The sequence below is a fragment of the Cryobacterium sp. MLB-32 genome, from assembly GCF_000738085.1.
Taxonomy (GTDB): domain Bacteria; phylum Actinomycetota; class Actinomycetes; order Actinomycetales; family Microbacteriaceae; genus Cryobacterium.
This window is the reverse complement of the sequence record NZ_JPRS01000527.1, coordinates 1-650: the sequence shown is the minus strand read 5'-3', so window position 1 is coordinate 650 and position 650 is coordinate 1. Positions and strand designations below refer to the sequence as shown.

1 protein-coding gene is annotated in these 650 nt (G+C 57.4%); it reads left to right on the top strand.

Features of this window, described 5'->3' with window-relative positions; translation table 11 throughout:
- Positions 1–393 precede the first annotated feature (393 nt).
- A partial coding sequence (locus JF66_RS19760; RefSeq protein WP_035880596.1) for a hypothetical protein occupies positions 394–650 on the top strand: 257 nt, incomplete at its 3' end.

Sequence of the window (650 nt, the reverse complement as noted above, 5' to 3'; positions counted from 1 at the left end):
TGCTTCACCCCCAACTGCGACGCAAGCTCCGTCTGACTCATGATCGCAGCCAAACGCCGCAACTCCCGAAGGTAATCGAGACGGTCAAGGTCAAGCCGCTGGCGCAACGTCCGCGCCCTCTGAACCTCAGGGCGGTAACTAATCGTGGTCATTCAAACCACCTCCTATAGACCATTCTATAACACGTGTATAGAACTATCTATAGGTAGACAGTTAATCTCAGAAGACGCCCGTAAGGGCAAGGCGGATTCAACCCATCGTTGCAACGACCGGTTGAATCCGCCAAGGCTCAACGGGTACGCTGACGCCTGAACCGCCGGCATCCGGTCGGGCGATCCTTCACCGGCCACCTCAGATGATTGCCCGGTTTGGCTCCCGAACGTAGGTTGAATCATGGCTGAGCATGAAGAGGTGGCAGTTTTTCTGGGTGACTGGCATGCCGAGGGCACCTCTTATGGTGGTGACGAGCAGTCGCTGGATAATCCGCACGCGGGAGCGAGTCCGTGGAACAGCATCCACTCCGCCCGTTGGCATTCGGGCAACTACTTCATCGTGCAAGATGAGCGCGCGAACGGTCCGTTCGACACACTTAGTCTGATGGGCTGGGACGGTGAAGCCGGCCGCTATTTCGCCCGAACGGTCGAGAATCA